General features: G+C 56.3%; 14 protein-coding genes. 1 reads left to right on the forward strand and 13 read right to left on the reverse strand.

Annotated features, from left to right (window positions below; genetic code table 11):
- Positions 1–60: 60 nt before the first annotated feature.
- The 13 genes from rnr to nnr form a co-directional block, all read right to left on the reverse strand.
- Positions 61–2,502 carry a ribonuclease R gene (gene rnr / locus ACOTYH_RS14340; RefSeq protein WP_032104769.1) on the reverse strand — a complete coding sequence of 814 codons (2,442 nt, stop codon included), beginning with the start codon at positions 2,500–2,502 and terminating at the stop codon, positions 61–63.
- Between the two features lie 38 nt (positions 2,503–2,540).
- Positions 2,541–2,966, reverse strand: a complete 426-nt coding sequence (nsrR, locus tag ACOTYH_RS14345) for a nitric oxide-sensing transcriptional repressor NsrR (RefSeq protein ID WP_003855998.1) — start codon at positions 2,964–2,966, stop codon at positions 2,541–2,543.
- Between the two features lie 192 nt (positions 2,967–3,158).
- Entirely contained in the window at positions 3,159–4,457 is a 1,299-nt protein-coding gene (locus ACOTYH_RS14350) for an adenylosuccinate synthase (RefSeq protein WP_003855997.1), read from the reverse strand.
- Between the two features lie 103 nt (positions 4,458–4,560).
- Entirely contained in the window at positions 4,561–4,758 is a 198-nt protein-coding gene (locus tag ACOTYH_RS14355) for a DUF2065 domain-containing protein (RefSeq protein ID WP_421637793.1), read from the reverse strand.
- A gap of 71 nt (positions 4,759–4,829) precedes the next feature.
- Positions 4,830–5,834, reverse strand: a complete 1,005-nt coding sequence (hflC, locus tag ACOTYH_RS14360; protein WP_003855994.1) for a protease modulator HflC — start codon at positions 5,832–5,834, stop codon at positions 4,830–4,832.
- Between the two features lie 2 nt (positions 5,835–5,836).
- Positions 5,837–7,096: an FtsH protease activity modulator HflK gene (gene hflK, locus ACOTYH_RS14365; RefSeq protein ID WP_252010767.1), complete on the reverse strand. Its 1,260-nt coding sequence runs from the start codon at positions 7,094–7,096 to the stop codon at positions 5,837–5,839.
- A 56-nt stretch (positions 7,097–7,152) separates the two neighbouring features.
- The gene (gene hflX / locus ACOTYH_RS14370; RefSeq protein ID WP_003855991.1) at positions 7,153–8,433 is read right to left on the reverse strand and encodes a ribosome rescue GTPase HflX; all 1,281 of its coding nucleotides are present in this window, start codon (positions 8,431–8,433) and stop codon (positions 7,153–7,155) included.
- A 74-nt stretch (positions 8,434–8,507) separates the two neighbouring features.
- A complete protein-coding gene (hfq, locus tag ACOTYH_RS14375) occupies positions 8,508–8,819 on the reverse strand; it encodes an RNA chaperone Hfq (protein WP_003855990.1) in 312 nt (103 codons plus the stop codon).
- Between the two features lie 85 nt (positions 8,820–8,904).
- Entirely contained in the window at positions 8,905–9,855 is a 951-nt protein-coding gene (gene miaA / locus ACOTYH_RS14380; RefSeq protein WP_017383956.1) for a tRNA (adenosine(37)-N6)-dimethylallyltransferase MiaA, read from the reverse strand.
- On the reverse strand, positions 9,848–11,692 hold the full coding sequence (gene mutL, locus ACOTYH_RS14385) for a DNA mismatch repair endonuclease MutL (protein ID WP_017694677.1): 1,845 nt from the start codon (positions 11,690–11,692) through the stop codon (positions 9,848–9,850). Before mutL ends, miaA begins: the two co-directional genes overlap by 8 nt.
- A 9-nt stretch (positions 11,693–11,701) precedes the next feature.
- Positions 11,702–13,042, reverse strand: a complete 1,341-nt coding sequence (gene amiB / locus ACOTYH_RS14390) for an N-acetylmuramoyl-L-alanine amidase AmiB (protein ID WP_023295800.1) — start codon at positions 13,040–13,042, stop codon at positions 11,702–11,704.
- Between the two features lie 16 nt (positions 13,043–13,058).
- A complete protein-coding gene (gene tsaE, locus ACOTYH_RS14395) occupies positions 13,059–13,520 on the reverse strand; it encodes a tRNA (adenosine(37)-N6)-threonylcarbamoyltransferase complex ATPase subunit type 1 TsaE (protein WP_003855970.1) in 462 nt (153 codons plus the stop codon).
- Positions 13,513–15,036 carry a bifunctional ADP-dependent NAD(P)H-hydrate dehydratase/NAD(P)H-hydrate epimerase gene (gene nnr, locus ACOTYH_RS14400; RefSeq protein WP_252032532.1) on the reverse strand — a complete coding sequence of 508 codons (1,524 nt, stop codon included), beginning with the start codon at positions 15,034–15,036 and terminating at the stop codon, positions 13,513–13,515. The genes tsaE and nnr overlap by 8 nt, the downstream gene beginning before the upstream one ends.
- On the opposite strand from nnr, the gene queG reads away from it, so the two are divergent.
- Entirely contained in the window at positions 15,035–16,174 is a 1,140-nt protein-coding gene (queG, locus tag ACOTYH_RS14405) for a tRNA epoxyqueuosine(34) reductase QueG (RefSeq protein WP_421637794.1), read from the forward strand. The genes nnr and queG overlap by 2 nt on opposite strands.
- Positions 16,175–16,276: the final 102 nt, after the last annotated feature.

Below are 16,276 nucleotides of genomic sequence, written 5' to 3' on the forward strand. Positions count from 1 at the left end.
TGGTTCTCGTAATAAATATTTTCCCTCTCCCGTTGGGGAGAGGGTCAGGGTGAGGGGAAATTACTCCGCCTGCTGTTTCTTCGCCGCGCGCTTCGCTTTGGTCGCGGCCGCTATTTTTTGGGTCTTGGTCGACGGTTTTTTCGCTTTACGAGCGTCTTTTTTCGCCGCCTTGGGCTTCTGTTTCTTCTCGCCACGGAAAGCACTGTCTGGCTCAAAGTTTACTCTTTTACCTGCCTGACGTCGCTTACCGCCCGCTTTACCGTTACCGCCTTTTTTCGCTTTCTCACGCTCGGTTTTGCCGACGTTACGCGGAGCACGCTCGCTGGAGATGAGGCTGAAGTCGATTTTACGGTCGTCCATATTCACGGCTTCAACCTTCACTTCCACCCGATCGCCCAGACGGTAGGTCTGACCGCCGGATTCGCCGATCAGACGTTGTCCGACCTGGTCGAAGCGGTAGTAATCGTTATCGAGGCTGGAAACGTGCACCAGACCGTCGATAAACAGCTCATCCAGACGCACGAAGAAGCCAAAGCCGGTGACGCTGGCAATCACGCCTTTAAAGACGTTACCCACCTGATCCAGCATAAAGTCACACTTCAGCCAGTCCGCCACGTCGCGCGTCGCTTCATCCGCACGACGCTCGGTCATGGAACAATGCTGGCCCAGTTGCAGCATCTCTTCCATGGAGTAGTGATACCCTCCGGTTTCGGTCGTGTTGCCTTTATGACCCTGCTCGTGCGCCAGCAGATACTTGATCGCACGGTGCAGGGACAGATCCGGATAACGGCGGATCGGCGAGGTAAAGTGCGCGTACGACTGTAACGCCAGACCAAAGTGGCCCCGGTTTTCAGGATCGTAAATCGCCTGCTTCATGGAGCGCAGCAGCATGGTTTGCAGCATTTCCGCGTCAGGACGATCGCTGATGGATTCCAGCAGCTCGGCGTAATCGCGTGGCTCAGGCTTATTACCGCCAGGCAGCTCCAGGCCGAGTTCAGCCAGCACGGAGCGGAACGAGGTTACGGCTTCCGTGGTTGGCTTGTCGTGAATACGGAACAACGCAGGCTCTTTGGCTTTCTCAACGAAACGTGCCGCCGAGATGTTCGCCAGGATCATACACTCTTCAATCAGCTTGTGCGCATCGTTACGCTGAGTCTGTTCGATACGCTCGATACGTCGCTCAGCGTTAAAGATAAACTTCGCCTCTTCACTCTCAAACGAGATCCCACCGCGCTCTTCGCGCGCCTGATCCAGCGTTTTGTAGAGGTTGTGCAGCTCTTCGATGTGTTTGACCAGCGGCGCGTACTGTTCGCGAAGATCCTGATCGCCCTGCAACATATGCCAGACCTTGGTATAGGTCAGGCGCGCATGAGAACTCATCACCGCTTCGTAGAACTTATAGCCCGTCAGACGTCCCTTGCTGGAGATGGTCATTTCGCAGACCATACACAGGCGGTCCACCTGCGGGTTGAGGGAACACAGGCCGTTGGAGAGCACTTCTGGCAGCATCGGTACAACCTGCGACGGGAAGTAGACCGACGTACCGCGGCTGCGCGCTTCGTTATCCAGCGGCGTGTGCGGACGCACGTAATAGCTCACATCCGCGATAGCCACCCACAGACGCCAGCCGCCACCGCGTTTTTTCTCGCAATATACGGCATCATCGAAGTCACGGGCGTCTTCACCATCAATGGTGACCAGCGGCAGATCGCGCAGATCCACGCGGCCTGCTTTGGACTCTTCCGGCACTTCTTCACGCAGGTTTTCAATCTGATCTTCAACCGCTTTCGGCCAGACATACGGAATTTCATGGGTACGCAGCGCCATATCGACGGCCATGCCGGTGCCCATGTTATCGCCCAGCACTTCGACGATTTTACCCACCGCTTTGGTGCGACGGGTTGGGCGCTGGGTGAGTTCCACCACCACCACAAAGCCCATGCGTGCGCCCATCACCTCTTCAGGCGGGATGAGAATGTCGAAGCTCAGACGGCTGTCGTCCGGCACCACAAAGCCTACGCCCGCATCGGTAAAGTAACGGCCTACAATCTGGCTGGTTTTCGGCACCAGCACGCGGACCACGCGCGCTTCGCGGCGGCCTTTACGGTCTGCACCCAGCGGCTGCGCCAGGATCTGGTCGCCGTGAATACACATCTTCATCTGTTCGGATGAGAGGTACAGGTCGTCTTTACGGCCTTCCACGCGCAGGAAGCCGAAGCCATCGCGATGACCAATAACGGTGCCTTTCAGCAGGTCGAGGCGTTCTGGCAGCGCGTAGCACTGGCGACGAGTAAAGACAAGTTGCCCGTCACGTTCCATGGCGCGCAGGCGGCGGCGAAGGGCTTCAATTTGCTCTTCACCTTCAATGTTCAGTTCAACGGCAAGTTCTTCACGATTGGCGGGTTTTTCGCGTTTTGTTAAGTGTTCAATGATGAACTCGCGGCTGGGGATAGGATTCGCGTATTTTTCGGCTTCGCGTTCCTGGAAAGGATCTTGTGACATGTCGGTTCCTCCGTTGTCAGCTCCGGTGGAAATTTTCTTCATTCCACCAGCAATAATTTATAAAGCGGTTGATTCTCTTCAACCAAATCGGCCAGCGTGTAGTTATCCAGTTCCTTGAGAAAACTTTGCACGGCCTTTGAAAGCGCCTGTTTCAGGCGGCAAGCGGGCGTAATGTGGCAGAACGCGCTGCTACAGTTCACCAGAGAGAGCGGCTCCAGTTCACGTACCACATCGCCAATACGGATACTCTGCGCCGGTTTACCGAGACGGATCCCTCCATTCTTCCCGCGGACGGCAGCAACGTATCCGGCACGACTAAGTTGATTGATTATTTTGACCATATGATTACGGGACACACCGTACACCTCTGTGACTTCAGAGATGCTGGTCATCTTCCCATCGGGTAACGACGCCATGTAAATCAGCGCGCGTAAGCCGTAATCGGTGAAACTTGTTAACTGCACATCAACCTCAGGAAAAAGGGAAAACGCGGTCAAACCGCAGAGATATTCATTAATGATGATAAACCAGCCAGATAGTTAGCGGCTAATTTATTTGACAGACGGGGCGAAAAAGCGGAGATCCAGGAGCGGTCGCCGGATGGCGCTGCGCTTATCCGGCCTACGGGTTTCCCCGCAGGCCAGCAGTCACGAAGATTATGCGTCGAACGGGTCGCGCAGGATCATCGTTTCAGTACGATCCGGGCCGGTAGAAATAATATCGATCGGCACTTCGGTCAGTTCTTCAATGCGCTTGATGTAGTCCAGCGCGGCTTTTGGCAGGCCACTACGCTCTTTCACACCAAATGTGGTCTCAGACCAGCCCGGCATAGTTTCGTAGATTGGCTCAATGCCTTCCCAGTCGTCAGCAGCCAGCGGAGTGGTGGTCACCTCGCGGCCATCAGGCATACGGTAGCCTACGCAGATTTTTACTTCTTTCAGGCCGTCCAGTACGTCCAGCTTAGTCAGGCAGAAGCCAGACAGGGAGTTGATCTGCACTGCGCGACGTACGGCAACGGCGTCCAGCCAGCCGGTACGACGACGACGACCGGTGGTCGCGCCAAACTCGTTACCCTGCTTGCAGAGGAACTCGCCGGTCTCATCAAACAGTTCGGTCGGGAATGGACCTGCACCCACGCGAGTGGAGTACGCTTTAATGATGCCCAGAACGTAATCGACATAACGCGGGCCCAGACCGGAGCCGGTTGCCACGCCACCCGCGGTGGTGTTAGAGGACGTTACGTACGGATAGGTACCGTGGTCGATGTCCAGCAGCGTACCCTGCGCACCTTCAAACATGACGAAATCGCCACGCTTGCGCGCCTGGTCCAGCAGATCGGACACATCAACAACCATACCGGTCAGAATATCAGCAATCGCCATGACGTCATCCAGCACTTTCTGGTAGTCAACGGCTTCGGCTTTGTAGAAGTTCACCAGCTGGAAGTTGTGATATTCCATCACTTCTTTCAGTTTTTCAGCGAAGGTCGCTTTGTCGAAGAGGTCACCCACGCGCAGACCGCGACGAGCCACTTTATCTTCGTAAGCGGGGCCGATACCACGACCGGTGGTGCCGATCGCTTTCGCGCCACGCGCTTTTTCACGCGCCACGTCCAGCGCCACATGATAATCCAGGATCAGCGGGCAGGCTTCGGAGAGCAGCAGACGCTCACGAACAGGGATACCACGGTCTTCCAGACCTTTCATCTCTTTCATCAGCGCAGCGGGAGACAGCACAACGCCGTTACCGATGATGCTGGTGACGTTTTCGCGAAGAATGCCTGATGGAATAAGATGGAGGACGGTTTTTTCACCGTTGATTACGAGAGTATGGCCCGCGTTGTGACCGCCCTGGTAGCGTACAACATATTTGGCCCGTTCAGTCAGAAGATCAACAATCTTCCCTTTACCTTCGTCACCCCATTGGGTGCCCAGTACGACGACGTTGTTACCCATTTTTTCAAAATCACCGTTTGCTTAAAAATGGATTCTACCATCGCTTTTTCAGATATACAGCACTTTTTGACCCTAAAATATGCCAATTGCGGTTAGTTTTTGATCAGCCAATCGTTTTCCTCAACATGTAGTAGATAACGATACCGGCAACCACAAGACCACCGCCAAAACGACGCAAAATATTGTCCGGGAATTGGCTCATTGTCGCGATCATCCGGCGCCATGCGCGCGGATAGAGCATCGGGCCGAGGCCTTCCAGCACCAAAACCAGGGCCAGTGCGAGCCAGATCGTGGAGTTCATTTTTCATCCTTATAAAAGAAAACCACCGCTCCGTGAAGAGCGGTGGTTTGAATACTCAAACGAGCCTGAGTTTATCGCGTTGCGTTGGTCGGCGTCTTCATATAACGGAAAAAATCGCTGTCCGGGCTGAGCACCATCACATCCTGGTTGCTCTTGAAGCTATTCTCGTAAGCGCGAAGGCTACGGATGAAGGCGTAGAAGTCTGGATCCTGGCTGAATGCATCAGCAAACAGTTTAGCCGCTTCGGCATCACCTTCACCGCGCAGGATACGCCCCTGGCGCTCAGATTCCGCCAGCGTCTTGGTGACTTCATAGTCCGCTGCCGCGCGCAGTTTTTCCGCTTCTTCCTGACCCTGTGAACGGTGACGACGGGCTACCGCTTCACGCTCGGCGCGCATACGGTTGTAGATCGCCTCGGACACTTCCGCTGGCAGGTTGATCTGCTTGATGCGCACATCAACCACTTCGATGCCCAGCGCCGCCATACTGTTCGGGTTGATCACCGGCACTTTACCGTTGGTTTCAGCCTGAACACGTTCAGCCGCTTTGGCAATCGCATCGTCTGCCGCCGGGGTTTCAACTTCATCCTCGGTGCCCGCAGAGCCGGAGTTCAGCGCATCACGCACTTCCAGCGTCAGACGACCACGGGAGTCGGTCACAATGTCTTTCACATCCAGACGACCAATTTCAGAACGCAGACGGTCAGAGAACTTACGTTTCAGCAGCACTTCTGCCTGAGAAACGTCGCCACCCCCGGTTGCCAGGAAGTAGCGGCTGAAATCGCTGATGCGCCATTTGATATAGGAATCAACGATCAGGTCTTTCTTCTCTTTGGTCACGAAACGATCGGCCTGGTTATCCATGGTCTGGATACGCGCATCGAGCGTTTTCACTGACTGAATGAACGGGATCTTAAAGTGCAGACCCGGCTCATAAATCACCGGACGCTTGTCGCCATCACGCACGACGCTGCTGAACTGGAACTTGATCCCACGCTCGCCCTCTTTCACCACAAAGATGGAGGTGTAGAGCACGACCAGTACGATGATGATGATCGCAATAACTGACTTACGCATCCTTATTCCCCCTGACGCTGGTAGTCGTTACGCTGCGCGTTAGCACGGCGTTGGTCCATAATGTCACCATCGTTCGAAGAAGGCGTTGTGTTCGCGCTGGCGCTGCCAGACGAGGCCGGTGGCAGACGCAGCAGGTTGTTCGCACCGCTGTTGTCTTTTGCTGCCGGTGCAGAACCGCTTTTCAGCATCTGATCCAGCGGCAGGACCATCAGGTTTCCGCCTTTGTTGTCGTTAACCAGCACTTTACGCGTATGGCTCAGCACTTTTTCCATGGTCTCGATATAGAGACGCTCACGGGTAATTTCCGGCGCGGCTTTATATTCCGGCAGGATCTTCGCAAAGCGAGCCACTTCACCCTGTGCTTCCAGGATGGTCTGGGTCTTATACGCACGCGCTTCTTCCAGAATACGCTGCGCCTGACCGTTTGCACGCGGCTGAACTTCGTTGGTGTACGCTTCCGCTTCACGGATGTACTGCTGTTCGTTTTCACGCGCGGCAATCGCATCGTCAAACGCGGCTTTCACCTCTTCCGGCGGACGTGCAGCCTGGAAGTTGACGTCCAGCAGGGTGATACCCATGTTGTACGGACGGATGGTCTCTTCCAGCTCACGCTGGGTATCGCTACGAATAACGGTACGACCTTCGGTCAGGATACGGTCCATGGTGTATTTGCCGATCACGCCACGCAGGGCACTGTCGGTCGCCTGACGCAGGCTGTCATCGGCGCTGGTCACGCTAAACAGATAACGTTCCGGATCGGTCACGCGGTACTGTACGTTCATCTCAACGCGCACCACGTTCTCGTCAGAGGTCAACATCACGCCAGAGGCGGCCAGTTCACGGACGGACTCCACGTTAACCGCGGTCACGTCATCAATGAAGGTCGGCTTCCAGTTCAGGCCCGGTTCAACCAGATGGCTGAACTTACCGAAACGGGTGACCACGCCGCGTTCTGCTTCTTTAATGGTGTAGAACCCGCTGGCTGCCCAGATGATTACCACCGCAGCGGCGACAATGCCCACCACGCGGCCACCCATTGGCGGGCGCGGACTCTGAGTGGAATTGCCACCCGAGCCAGAACCTTTTCCTCCGCCAAGGCCACCAAGCTTTTTGCTCAGTTTGCGGAAGATATCATCCAGATCCGGCGGCCCCTGCTCGCGACCACCTTTGTTGCCATTTCCCCCAGAGTTGCCGCCTTGATTATTGCTGCTTCCCCACGGGTCGCGGTCTTGTCCGTTATTACCGGGCTGATTCCACGCCATGTATATGCTCCATATTTGTTATGCAAGGGCGAATTTTTCAGGCTTCCCCTTTCTGATCAGACGATATAGTCCGCCAGCGCAGGTTCTTGTTTACAGAGGCGACGCCAGTCAACGATCGGCATACGCACCTGCATCCCCACGCTGCCGTCATCCTCCATCCACTCTTTTTCTATCGCCTGAAGCTGATAAAACCGGCTGCGCAGCCTGCCTTCCTGTGGCGGCAGTCGCAGCGTGTGCTGAGCTACCTCACCGGAAAGACGTTCTGTCAAAGCCTGGAAAAGCAGTGGCACACCAATCCCGGCCTGAGCAGACAGCCAGACCCGAATCGGTTTGTTCTCTTCGTCTCGGTCGATACGCGGTTCGAAATCGTCCAGCATATCGATCTTGTTCATCACCAACAGGGTGGGAATTTCGTGGGCGTCGATCTCTTCGAGCACCACGTTCACCGCGTCGATGTTCTCCTGCACGCGTACGTCAGCCGCATCAATCACATGCAGCAGCAGGGTCGCCTGACGCGTCTCCTGCAACGTCGCTTTAAACGCCGCGACCAGATCGTGCGGCAGATGGCGGATAAACCCTACGGTATCCGCCAGCACCGTTTCACCCACGTCTGCGACGTCAATACGGCGCAGGGTTGGGTCCAGGGTCGCAAACAGCTGGTCTGCGGCATACACCTGGGCCTCGGTTATCTGGTTAAACAGGGTGGATTTACCGGCGTTGGTATAACCCACCAGCGACACCGTTGGGATATCGGCTTTCGTTCGCGCCCGACGCCCCTGTTCGCGCTGTTTCTCTACACGTTCCAGACGTGAAAGGATCTGGGTTATACGCCCACGCAGCAAACGGCGGTCGGTTTCGAGCTGGGTTTCACCCGGGCCGCGCAAACCAATCCCGCCTTTTTGTCTTTCAAGGTGTGTCCAGCCACGCACCAGACGCGTCGCCAGATGGCGCAACTGCGCCAGCTCAACCTGCAACTTACCCTCGTGGGTACGCGCACGCTGAGCAAAAATATCTAAGATCAACCCCGTGCGATCGATTACACGGCATTCGCAGAGAGCTTCCAGGTTACGTTCCTGAGCCGGAGACAGCGCATGATCAAACAGCACAACGGATGCGCCGGTTGCTTTTACGGCATCCGCAATTTCAACTGCTTTACCTTCACCAACAAAGTACTTCGGGTGCGGCGCTTTACGGCTACCGGTAATCACCTGCATTGCTTCGACACCGGCGGAAGAGACCAGAGATTCAAACTCCTGGAGGTCTTCCATATCTTTGTCTTGCGAAAAATAGATGTGTACCAGCACCGCCTGCTCACCGGCGTCATAACGGTCAAACAAGCGTAAACCTCTCTAAAAAGATCAGCGGGGAACGCAGGATCCCTGGCTCCCCGTGTGGATAACAGCCCAAAACCTTATTCGGTTTCTTCGCTGTCCTGCGCTGGTGTTGAAGAACCCTGCGCGTTGCTGCCGTGATGGTAGTTACTGCCAGTGCCGCCGCCAGCGTTATTGCTGTGATGAGATACCGGACGGGACGGAACAACAGTAGAAATCGCGTGCTTATAGACCATCTGGCTGACCGTGTTTTTCAACAGGATCACGAACTGATCGAAAGACTCAATCTGACCTTGCAGCTTAATACCATTCACCAAATAAATAGAAACTGGAACACGCTCCCGACGCAATGCGTTCAGGAACGGATCTTGTAAAGATTGCCCCTTAGCCATTCTATCTTTTCCTTATATGCTTGTTTTGTACTTAGAACCTTGCGATTCTGAAAAATTGCGCACGATACGGCTTAATTGTACACATTCAGTCAGCGATATCACCAATAACCTCAATCACTTCGTTTAACGCCTGTTGTGGTTTTTCACTGTCTAACCAGTGAACACCCTCCCAACCGCGTAACCAGGTGATCTGGCGCTTCGCTAACTGTCTCGTGGCGCAAACACCTCGATAAACCATTTCATCGTATGAAATCTCACCTTCAAGATACGACCACATCTGGCGGTATCCCACACAACGAATGGAAGGCATGTCCGTATGCAAATCTCCACGGGCAAAAAGCGCCCGCACTTCTGCTTCAAAATCTGAAGCCAACATCTGATGAAAACGCTGCTCAATTCGTTGATGGAGCAGTTCACGGCTCGCCGGGGCGATGGCGAACTGATGCACCTGATACGGCAGAGCGTCTCCTGACGTTTGCGTCAGTTCCGTTAAAGTTTTACCCGAAATGAAAAAAACTTCCAGTGCCCGGGAAAGCCTTTGCGGATCGTTTGGGTGGATCCGCGCTGCGGCAACCGGATCAATCTCTTCCAGTTGCCTGTGCAAAGCGTCCCACCCCTGCTCTGCCGCCTGCCGCTCAATCTTCGCTCTCACTTCCGGATCGGCCGATGGCAGAGGCGATAACCCCTCCAGCAGCGCCTTAAAGTAGAGCATCGTGCCGCCAACTAACAGCGGTATGCGTCCCGCGGCGGTAATCTCGGCCATCTCGGCTAAGGCGTCGCGGCGAAAATCTGCCGCGGAGTAAGCCTGTGCCGGGTCGAGAATATCCAGTAAACGGTGCGGTGCCGCACGCAGTTCGTCTGCGTTGGGCTTCGCCGTGCCGATGTCCATCCCTCGGTAGATGAGGGCTGAATCAACGCTAATCAACTCTACTGGCAAAACTTTACGTAACTCAATGGCTAACGCCGTTTTACCGGAGGCCGTTGGCCCCATTAAAAAAATCGCCTTTGGCAGGCTCGCCTTACTTACATCAGTCATGTTTCAGGGCGGTCATCGCCGTTTGTAAATCAACAGGTTGTAACAAACCACCTGGAGGCGCTTTCACCAGCTGTGGACAGAGGCGCTCCACCTCCGCCAGAACGGTAATCGCCTGCGCCATACTCCACGGTGCATGCTCGCTGGCCAGATGGCGGGCGATCCACTGCGCGGTATCGGCGGCATCAAACGTCGTTTGCTGCGCCAGGTAGCCTATCAGTTCAGGAATCAAGTTTTGTAAATTTTGTTGGCGTAAGGGTAAAGGCACTGCGCGAATTGTCACATGCTGCGCGTCCAGTACGATTTCAATCCCCATTTCGGCCAGTTGCGTCTGCACGCGCCGCAAAACCCCTGTTTCTTCAGGGGATATTTTCAGGCGAACGGGGATCAACAGCGGCTGCGCGCAGGCGGCATTCACCCCCGGGGTTAACTGCGCCTGTTTGAGCCAGCGCTCCGCCACGGAAAGCGCCAGCAACAGCAGTTTACCTTCGCGTTCAAGCAACGCCATGTCGGGAGCAATAATGGTCAATACCCGACCAAAACTCTGGCTATGCCCATCCAGAGAGGGGGTTGAAACCGTGATGTGCTCTTTATGCTCCACCGCCGGCGTATCCAGCAGTTTGCGGTACAGCGCCCCCTGCTGTTTGTGGTAGCCCGGCTGAGCGTTGGGATAGTTGGCACCGGTTGGTCGCGGCGCGTTGCCCGCCGGGGATAAACGTGGAGCAGCCGGCTCGCGCGCTACCGCCGGTTCGGCAAAATGGTTACGCCCGGCCGCCACGCGGTTTTCCGGAAGTGGGCGCGGCGCGGGCTCTTCTTTTGCCAGCGGCAACTCTGGCTTTGCCTGCTGCTGCAATACAGCGGCAACGCCCTGGTAGATGAAATCATGCACCAGGCGCGACTGGTGGAAACGCACCTCGTGCTTGGCGGGGTGCACGTTAACGTCAACCTGGTGCGGGTCGATCTCCAGATAAAGCACAAAGGCGGGCTGTTGATCGGCGCCGAGCTTATCTTCGCAGGCCTGTCGAATAGCGTGGTTAATCAGGCGGTCGCGCATCATGCGGCCGTTGACGTAGCAATACTGGATTTCTGCGAACGCGGCGCTGCTGGCGTTCGGATCGGCAACCCAGCCGCGGAGGGCCAGATCGCCATGCTGCCACTCAATGGCCAGCGCTTTTTCCAGAAACGGTGTGCCGCAGATGGCGCCCAACCGACGCTCCTTTTGTCCACCCTCCGCCACCGCGCGGTACTGGCGCATCACCTTACCGTTATGGCTGAGGTTGATGGTGACATCAAAGCGCGCCAGCGCGATGCGGCGGATGATCTCGTCGATATGTCCGAATTCGGTCTTCTCGGTTCGCATAAACTTGCGCCGGGCGGGCGTGTTATAGAAGAGATCCAGCACTTCAAGCGTGGTGCCTACCGGGTGCGCCGCAGGTTTAACCGTGACGTCCATATCACGCCCTTCGGCGTAGGCCTGCCAGGCTTCCTGCTGGTCGGCCGTGCGGGAGGTCAACGTTAAGCGGGAAACGGAGCTGATACTGGCCAGCGCTTCGCCGCGAAAACCCAGGCTGATAATCGCTTCCAGATCGTCAAGTGAGGCAATTTTACTGGTGGCATGACGCGCTAGCGCCAGCGCCAGCTCGTCCTTTTTGATGCCACAGCCGTTATCACGAATGCGGATAAGCTTTGCGCCCCCACGTTCGATATCAATATCAATGCGGGTCGCCCCTGCATCGAGGCTGTTTTCCACCAGTTCCTTCACCACCGACGCAGGGCGTTCCACCACCTCACCGGCGGCGATTTGGTTCGCGAGCTGCGGCGGTAGAACCTGAATCGGCATGAACTCTCCTTAATTAGTCGCGGTCATCTCACCCGGCAGCGCGGCGCTTGCCGTCTGGGCGGCCCCGCCCTGCGGAGCAGACTGAAGCGGATGCGCGTCAAAGTATTTACGCAGACCGTTATAAATCGCTTCGGCAATTTGCTGCTGATAGCTGTCGCTGCCCAACAGGCGCTCTTCGCCGTTGTTACTGATAAAGCCCGTCTCTACCAGAATCGACGGAATATCCGGCGAACGCAGGACACCGAGGCTTGCATGCTCAGGGCGACGCTTATGCAGCGATCCAATGCTTTGCAGCTGGCTCAGTACGTTAGTGGCGACATCATACCCGACGCGCTGAGAATGACCGAACTGTAAATCCAACACCGCCTGGCTGAGATACGGATCGGCCTGGCTGTTTGCCAGCACGTCGCCTGCCCCGCCTAACAGTTCAGACTGCTTCTCGTGCTCTTCAAGCCAGTTCGCCATTTCACTGTTGGCGCGACGGTTCGACAGCACCCATACCGACGCGCCGGTGGCGTTACGGTTCGGCGCAGCATCCGCGTGAATCGACACCAGGAAGTTGGCGTTTTGCTTACGCGCCACATCCGAGCGTCCCATCACTGAAATAAAGTAGTCTCCGTCGCGGGTCATGACCCCTTTAAACATCGGATCGTCATTCAGAAGCGCACGCAGCTTACGGGCGATGGCGATAGTGACGTTTTTCTCCCGCGTGCCGCCCGGGCCAATCGCGCCAGGATCTTGCCCGCCGTGTCCGGCGTCGATGGCGATAATCACTTTGTCGCCACTGACCGGCGTACGCCGCGCGCTGACCGCCGGACGCGTCACCGTGTTGCTGCTGGTCACGGCGGTAAGTCGGTCATTTTGTGATTTAAACGGATTACGGGCTGGCTCAGACGGCCTTGGGGTATAAACCGGCGCCTCCACGCGTTTTGCTACAACAGGTGCAGGCGGTGGCGGGGGCGGAACATCAGCATTAATGGTAAAGACCACCGTATAATTGGCGCCGTTTTGCTGCTTAACCGCCTTCGTCTTGCCCTTTTCGGTGAGATCGACCACCAGACGCAGAGACTGTGCATCCTTCGGCGTCCCCGAACGGATGCTTTTCACCAGATTGTTGCCGCTGAACTGGAGCGGCAGCCCCTGGATCACCCCGGTCTGTTTAATATCGAGCGCCACGCTGCGGCTGTCGATTTGTGAGAAAGCATATTCAGGATCGCCCATAAAGCTGAACGTAATACGGGCCTGGCTATCGCCATTCGACACCTGAATATCCGAGAGGCTGGCCGCCCCGGCCTGCGCGCACAGCAGGACCGTGGCAGCCAGCACCCAACCTTTAACGCGATTAATCATCCCGTTATCCCTACGCTCAACCGGCTAAACGCGCCAGTAAGGAACAGCCTGATGAGGAAACCGCACTGATGCGCGCCTCACGCCCTTGTGCCTGGTAATCTAAGTGAATTTCGACATCCGGGTCAGGCAGCACACCCGCACCTTGTTGCGGCCACTCCACCAGGCAGATGGCGTCGTTGGCAAAGTAATCGCGGATCCCCATAAATTCCAGCTCCTCAGGATCCGCAAGACGATATAAATCAAAGTGGTACACCATGATATTTTCAAGCGTGTACGGTTCTACCAGCGTATAGGTCGGGCTTTTTACGTTCCCGTTATGGCCTAACGCCTGCAAAAAGCCACGGCTGAAGGTTGTTTTACCCGCGCCTAAATCACCATACAGATAAATGACGGTCGCCCCCTGACAGGCCTGCGCCACGCGCTTGCCGAGATCTAAAGTGGCTTGTTCATCAGGTAAAGGAATCGCTCGATTAGTCATTTTCTACGTCAATCACATCCGGGTTAACAACACGCCGCAGCGTGCAAAAAAGATCGGTGGCCAGCATTCCGCGCGTTCCGTAACGAGCAGCCAGCCTGTCAGCCGCCGTACCGTGGGCCACGCAGCCGGCACAGGCTGCATCATAAAGGGGAAGTTTCTGTCCGAGCAATGCGCCAATGATGCCAGAGAGCACATCGCCCATGCCGCCGCTCGCCATGCCTGCATTACCGGCATCAACGATGCCCATCGCACCATCGCTGGCGATAACGGTCCCCGCCCCTTTCAAAACAGCAACACCTCCGTAACGTTTTACCAGACGTTGGGCTGAAAGTAAGCGATCGCTTTCAATTTCTGCCACGCTACAGTTAAGCAGCCGTGCGGCTTCGCCGGGGTGCGGCGTCAGAATGCGATTGTGACGCTTATCCGGGTTTATTGCCAGAAGGTTAAGCGCGTCGGCATCCCAGAGCATCGGTTTACGAAAATTCTCGGCCTTTTGCAGGGCCTGTTTACCCCACTCCTGCTGACCCAGGCCCGGACCAATGACCACCACGTCCGCCCACTCAAGACCCTCTTCAATCGCCTGCGGGGTAAGCTCGTGGACCATCAGCTCCGGCCGCGCGGTAATAATGGGCGGGATGTTTTCGCTGCGGGTCAGCACGCGTATTAATCCGGCGCCGCTGCGCAACGCGGCCTCTCCGGTCATACGAATCGCACCTGCCGTGCCGCGATCGCCGCCGATAATCAGCAGTCGGCCATGGTCGCCCTTATGGGACGTGGGACGGCGCGGCGGCAGCCACTGTGCAAGCAGGGAGGCATCAAAGCGGGTGATGTGGGTATCCTGTCCGGCCAGCCAGTTTTCCAGCCCCAGGGCGTTGTGGTGTAACGTGCCCACGACATCCCGCGCTTTACCGGTCAGTAAACCCGGCTTCAGGGCGATAAAGGTCACGGTGCGCGCCGCCTCAATCGACACGCCCGGCGTCACGCCGGTTTGCGCCATCAGGCCGGAGGGAATATCCAGCGCTACCACCGGGGCGGGGTGCGCATTAGCGCGCGTAATCAGCGCGGCGACGTCATCGCGAGGCGCGCTCATCAGTCCCGTCCCCAGCAGACCGTCAACAATCACGTCGACATCCTCGGGCCAGACGATATCAGGCGCATGAATAATGCCCCCCGCATTCAGCCAGGCCTCTCTCGCCATGCCCGCTTCTTCCGGTAACGGCTTGTCGCTCTCCAGCGCCAGCAGGGTGACGCGCAGCCCCGCCGCCACCGCAAGACGAGCCACCACATAACCATCGCCACCGTTATTGCCGTGTCCGCACAGGATCAGATAGTGCGAAGCCTCCGGATAAGCCGTACGCGCCACGTTAAACGCCGCCTCGCCCGCGCGCTGCATCAGTTCGTAAAGGGTAATGCCCAGGCTATCTGCGGCCTCTTTCTCGGCCCGACGGAGGTCATCCGCATGCCAGATGGAATGTGGTATACTTGCGGGGTTTTTCTTCACAGTATGGTCCGTCATGTCACAGCCCCTCGATCTCAATGAATTAGCGCAAAAAATAAAACAGTGGGGTGCTGAACTGGGCTTCCAGAAGGTCGGTATTACTGACACCGACCTCTCTGCCAGCGAGCCTAAGCTCCAGGCATGGCTGGATAAACAATACCACGGCGAGATGGAGTGGATGGCGCGTCACGGTATGATGCGTGCCCGCCCCCACGAGCTGTTGCTGGGTACGCTGCGCGTTATTAGCGTACGCATGAACTATCTGCCTGCTAACGCGGCCTTTGCGCGCACGCTAAAAAATCCTTCGCTGGGTTACGTCAGCCGATACGCTCTGGGACGTGACTACCATAAACTTCTGCGCAACCGTCTAAAAAAGCTCGGGGAAACCATTCAGCAGCACTGTGTTTCGCTGAATTTTAGACCCTTTGTCGATTCTGCGCCTATTCTTGAGCGTCCGATCGCCGAAAAAGCCGGGCTCGGCTGGACAGGTAAGCACTCACTTATCTTAAGTCGCGACGCGGGCTCATTCTTTTTCCTGGGTGAACTGCTGATTGATTTACCCCTGCCGGTAGACGGTCCGGTGGAAGAAGGCTGTGGTCGCTGTGTGGCCTGTATGACCATCTGCCCAACGGGCGCTATTGTCGAACCGTATACCGTTGATGCGCGCCGCTGTATCTCTTATCTCACTATCGAGCTGGAAGGCGCCATTCCAGAGGAATTTCGTCCGCTTATCGGCAACCGCATCTACGGCTGTGATGACTGTCAGCTGATTTGTCCGTGGAACCGTTATTCACAGTTGACGGACGAAGAAGACTTCAGTCCGCGCAAGGCGTTACATGCCCCGCAGTTGATCGAACTGTTCGCCTGGAGCGAAGCCTGGTTCCTGAAGGTGACGGAAGGTTCCGCCATACGTCGTATCGGCCACCTGCGCTGGCTGCGTAATGTGGCCGTTGCGCTGGGGAATGCCCCGTGGGATGAGGCAAATCTTCAGGCGCTCGAAAGCCGCAGAGGTGAGCACCCACTTCTTGATGAGCACATAGAATGGGCGATTGCGCAGCAAATTGAGAAGCGAAATGCCGGCGTGGTTGAAGTGCAGTTACCGAAGAAACAGCGCCTGGTCAGGGTGATTGAAAAAGGGCTGCCGCGGGATGTGTGATATATTCACAGGCTGTGAATAAAAATAAGAATTCAGGCGCCATCAGCTCTGGCAAACAGGTCAAGTGATCTCAATAACATTTTGAAATCAAATTTTCTTCAT

The organism is Enterobacter cloacae complex sp. SHL001 (genome assembly GCF_049236825.1).
GTDB classification, from domain to species: domain Bacteria; phylum Pseudomonadota; class Gammaproteobacteria; order Enterobacterales; family Enterobacteriaceae; genus Enterobacter; species Enterobacter hormaechei_C.